Raw genomic sequence first — 5,073 nt, 5'->3', positions numbered from 1 at the left:
GTGCGGGGGGCTCGCCGGGGATGGGGACGTTGTTCGCGCGGGCCCAGCGGAACAGCTCCGCCTCGGCCGCCTCTCGCCCGACCAGGCCCGCCTCGAAACGGAAGTCGAGCATGTGCGCCCGGGCCTGCCCCACCAGCCGGCCGGGGGCCAGGCCCAGCAGGGCCATGATGTCGTCCCCGGACAGCTCCGGGCGGATCGCGGCGATCTCCTCCTGCTCGGCCAGCTGGGCGATCCGCTCCTCCAGCGCGTCGTACGTGGCGGCCAGCGCCTCGGCCTTGCGCCGGTTGCGTGTCGTGCAGTCCGAGCGGACGAGCTTGTGCAGCCGGGACAGCTGCGGCCCGGCGTCGTGGACGTACCGGCGCACCGCCGCGTCCGTCCACTCCCCGCGCCCGTAGCCGTGGAAGCGCAGGTGCAGGAACACCAGCAAGGTGATCGCGTCCGCGACGTCCTTGGGGAAGCGCAGCGCCGCCAGGCGCTTACGGGTCATGTCGCGCCCGACCACCTCGTGGTGGTGGAAGGAGACGCCGCCGCCGGGGACGTGCCGGCGGGTCCGCGGCTTGCCGATGTCATGCAGCAGGGCGGCCCAGCGCAGCACCTCGTCCGGCCCGCCGCCGGGCGGCGGGTCCTCCAGGGCAGCCGGCCCGCCGCCGGGCGGCGGGTCCTCCAGGGCAGCCGGCCCGCCGCCGGGCGGCGGGTCCTCCAGGGCGATGGCCTGGCGCAGCACGGTCAGGGTGTGGGCGTAGACGTCCTTGTGCTGGTGGTGCTCGTCGATCTCCATCCGCAGCGCGGGCAGCTCGGGCAGGACGATGTCGGCGACGCCGACGTCCACCAGCCGGGCGAGCCCGGCGACGGGGTCGACCGCGACCATGAGTTTGCGCAGCTCGTCCCGGATGCGCTCGACCGAGACGATCTTCAGCCGGGGTGTCCTGGAACGCATCGCCGCGACCAGTTCGGGCACCGGGACCAGGCCGAGCTGGGCCTCGAAGCGGGCCGCGCGCAGGATGCGCAGCGGGTCGTCGTCGAAGGACGCCTCGGGGGGGCCGGGTGTGCGCAGCACCTTGCGGGCGAGGTCGCCCAGGCCGCCGAAGAGGTCGACGAACTCGTGGCCGGGCACGGACACCGCCATGGCGTTGACGGTGAAGTCACGGCGGACGAGATCACCCTCGAGGGTGTCGCCGTAGGCGACCGCCGGGTTGCGCGAGGTGCGGTCGTACGCCTCGGTCCGGTAGGTGGTGACCTCGAAGCGCACCCCGGACCGGATCAGCCCGACGGTGCCGAACGCGATCCCCGCCTCCCAGACCCCGTCCGCCCAGCCGCGGGTGATGTCCAGAATCTGTTCGGGGCGGGCGTTCGTGGCGAAGTCGAGGTCGGCGCCGGACGGGTCGGAACGGCCCAGCAGAGCGTCCCGGACGGACCCACCGACCAGATACAGGCTGTAGCCGGCGTTCGCGAAGACCCGTCCGAGAGCGTCCGCCGCGGGTGGCACCTTGAGCAGGGCGCTCACCGCCCGTTCCGCGGAGTCACGTGGATTGTCCAAGCAGATCACCGACACCGCCCCAGGGTATAGGCGGCCAGGGCGCGAACGCCCATGGTCGTTCAGCCGTTCGGCGGCCCACGGCCGTCCGGCGGCCTGGTGCGGGCGGCCGAGGTTGCCTGGTCGAGCGCCCGGGTACGGGCGGCCTGGTGTGAATCCCGCTCGCGGTTCCGTCGGCGCCGCCTGGCGCGGGGGCCGACAAGAGCGACAAGAGCGTGGCCTGGACGCCAGGGGGACGCGCGCCCGGGTTGTGAGCGGCCGGGGCACGGTGGGCTTTGGCGTTTACCGTTCGTTGCCGGGGCCGCCACCAGCGGACAGGCTACGGGCGCATGCTGGGAGAAGCGGCGCGCAAGGCTCGTACGATCAGCCCATGGCCCCGTTCCCGGCATCCCCTCGGCGGCGGTTGCGCCAGGTGGAGGAGACTTCGGCGGGTGGGCTGGTGTTGGACGACCGTTCGGAAATGGCCAATGCGGCGCTGATAGCACGCCGTGACCGGAATGGCCGTCTGCTGTGGTCGTTACCGAAGGGCCACGTCGAGAACGGGGAGACAGCGGAACAGACAGCGGTCCGGGAGGTGGCGGAGGAGACTGGTGTGACCGGACGGGTACTCGGCCGGCTCGGCATGATCGACTTCTGGTTCGTCACCGGACGGACGCGCGTGCACAAGACCGTCCACCACTATCTCCTGCTTCGCACGACCGGGGAGCTCTCGGACGTCGACGTCGAGGTCGCCGAGGTCGCGTGGGTGCCGCTGGCCGAGGTTCCGCGCCGGCTCGCCTATGCGGACGAGCGCGGCCTCCTGCGCCGGGTGCCGGCCATTCTCACGGACAGCGTGTGACAGCCGGCCAGGCGCGTCCGGCGGCGCGGCGTACCGCTATGGTAGCCGTAATCATACTGTCGGTGATATTTTTGCTGCTGAGCACGATGGCCCACGCCCGGGCCGGCCCGTCGTCCACAAGTTCCACGCGTGTATCCACAGGTTCGTCCACAGACCAGGCCGGACCTGTGGATTCGGCTGGGCCCACGGGCTCGGCGGAGCTCGCGGGCCCAGCGGACGCCACGGGCCCCTCCGGTGGGCTACGGCCGCGGCCCGCCGGAGGGGCCCGGTCCACCCAGTCCGGTGGGATGGTCCAGCCCACCGAGCGGTCCGCCACGGCGGTCCAGTCCGCTCTGGTGGTCCAGTCCGCCACGGCGGGCCGGGTCACCACGGCCGTGGCCACCGGCGTCGCCCGGCCGGTCCGGGTGGCGCTCGACGGGCTGTCCGCCGTTGCCGGCCCACAGCTGCCACTGACCGTCACCGGTCATCTGGAGCTCACCGGCACCGAACAGATCTCCGGTGTGGAGATACGGGCTGAGCTGGCGCGCGCGGTGTCCAGCCGCAGGGAACTGGCGAACCTGCGTGAGAACCCGGCCGCCGCGGCCACACTGAACTATCCGACCACGGTGGTGTCCAGGCCGGTGGCGAGCAGGCTCGTGCCGGGAGCACTGCCGGCCACGTTCACCGTGGACGCGCGGCTGACGGGGCTGGGCCTGCCGGCCGCACTGCGGATCTACCCGTTGCGCCTCACCGCGTCCGGCGTCGTCGGCGGCCAGCGCCAGGTCGTCGGGACGACCTACTCCTCCCTGATCTGGGTGCCGGCCGCGGTGACCGCCCCCACGCCGGTCTCGGTCGTACTGCCGCTGGCGGAGGTGCCGCGGCTGCGCGCCGACGGCCGGCTCACCGACGACGGCCTGACCGAACTGGTGGCCCCCGGCGGCCGGCTGAACCGGCTGCTGGACGCCGTCACGCCGAGCGACGGCCGGCCGGCGCCACCCGTCGCCCTCGCGGTCGACCCGCTCCTCGTCCAGACACTTCAGATCATCTCCAGCGGCCCGTACGAGGTGGCCACACCGTCCGGTCCCAGCCCCCGGCGGGCGGTCCGGGACGCGGCGGCCTTCCTGACGAAGCTGAAGGCGTTCGCGGACGCCGGCGGAACGATCTTCGCTCTGCCCTACGGGGACGTCGACGTGGTGGCGCTGACCCGCGCCCAGGAGTTCCACAGCATCCTGGTGGCGCTGCTGACCGGCCGGACCGTCATCGCGAACGCGACCGGCCGCGGCCCAGACGCGACGATCGCCTACCCCGGCGACGGGCTCGTCGACGCCCCCACCCTCGACCTGCTGCGCCGCATGGGCGTCACGACCGTGATCGCGGACTCCCGCCTGCTGCCGCCGAAGGACCCGGAGAAGACCTACACCCCCGCGAGCGCCACCGGGATCCCGACATCCGGTGGCGTCGTGCGGGTGCTGGCCGCCGACCAGCCGCTCGGGGTGCTGGCGGCCGGTCCCGCCGGCGGGACCGGTGAGGCCGGCTCGCCGACCCAGGCGGAGTCGTTCCAGGGCCTCCTGGCCGAAATAGCGATGATCACCGCCGAGCGGCCGGGGCTGGCCCGCCCCCAGACGATCGCGCTGCCGCGTTACTGGGACCCGCCGGCCGGCTGGGTGCAGATGCTCATGGGCGGCCTGTCCACGCCGTTCTCCCGGCCGGCCGCGCTGCCGTCGACACCGGCGGCGCAGACCGCCGCCGCGGGAACCGGCTCCACGGGAAGCAACCCGGCGGGAAGCAACCCGGCGGGGCAGGCTGCCCCGGCCGACGAACGCGGCCGGCTGGCCTACCCCGGCTGGGCCCTCGCAGCCGAGCTGCCGGTCTCCCGAGTGATCGCAGCCGAGGACCTGCGCGGCCAGATCCACGCGCTGAAGTCCGTCCTGTGCCCGCCGGACTCGGGCGCCGCCGGCGTGCGCAACTGCGCCGCCGCGGGCATCGACGCGATGGAGAACACGCTCACGTCGTCCGAGTCGGTGGCCTGGCGGGCGGGCGCCGCCGGCACGGCCGGTGCCGACGAGCTGGGCACGGGTGTCGCCGGCGAGGTACAGGCGCTGCGGGACGGCATCCGGGTGGTCGCCTCACGCAGTGTGTCACTGACCGGCAAACACGGGACGGTTCCGGTCACGCTCGAGAACAACACCGAGGTCATCATCAACGTGCTGCTCTCCCTGTCCTCGACCGACCGAGCCCGGCTACGATCAGCGACCCAGGTTAAACTCACGGTGCCACCTCTGCAGAAGGTGCAGGTGGAGATCGAGGTCGATGCCGAAGGTGCCGGAACGTTCCCCGTCGATGTCACGATCCTCACCCCGGCCGGCAAGCCGCTGTCAGCCGCGCCGCCGGTGCGGATCCTGGTGAAGTCCACGGTCTTCGGCGTGATAGCGGTGGCGATAACGGGAGGGGCGCTGGCGGTTCTGGTGTTCGCGGTGCTGCTCCGGCTGGCCCGTCGGCTGCGGACGTTGCGCGTGCGGACGCCCACCGCGGCGTCCGCACGAACCGGACCGGCCCCGCCGGGCGGTGGGCCCGTCCTGGCCGAGACACCGCGGGCGACCGGGGCCACCGGGACGGTCGGGCTGTCCACGCGGCCCGGGCTGTCCGGGCTTTCCGGCTCGTCCGGGCTTTCCGGCTCGTCCGGGCTTTCCGGGCCGTCCGGGCTTTCCGGGTCGTCCGGGCT

Annotated in this window: 3 protein-coding genes; 2 read left to right on the top strand and 1 reads right to left on the bottom strand. The window is 73.4% G+C overall.

What is annotated here, in order from left to right; genetic code table 11:
• The coding region (locus tag AC5LUJ_RS23140; RefSeq protein WP_493465765.1) for a CCA tRNA nucleotidyltransferase at window positions 1-1,546 on the bottom strand (1,546 nt) is incomplete at its 3' end.
• Between the two features lie 400 nt (window positions 1,547-1,946).
• On the opposite strand from AC5LUJ_RS23140, the gene AC5LUJ_RS23135 reads away from it, so the two are divergent.
• Together AC5LUJ_RS23135 and AC5LUJ_RS23130 are read left to right on the top strand one after the other, a co-directional pair.
• Entirely contained in the window at window positions 1,947-2,372 is a 426-nt protein-coding gene (locus tag AC5LUJ_RS23135; protein WP_250287384.1) for an NUDIX hydrolase, read from the top strand.
• Window positions 2,373-2,410: 38 nt separating this feature from the next.
• The coding region (locus tag AC5LUJ_RS23130; protein WP_493465764.1) for a DUF6049 family protein at window positions 2,411-5,073 on the top strand (2,663 nt) is incomplete at its 3' end.

It is taken from the genome of Protofrankia sp. CiP1_Cm_nod3 (assembly GCF_982290655.1).
The sequence above is the reverse complement of the archived record's forward strand: the minus strand, read 5'-3'. Positions and strand labels throughout refer to the sequence as shown.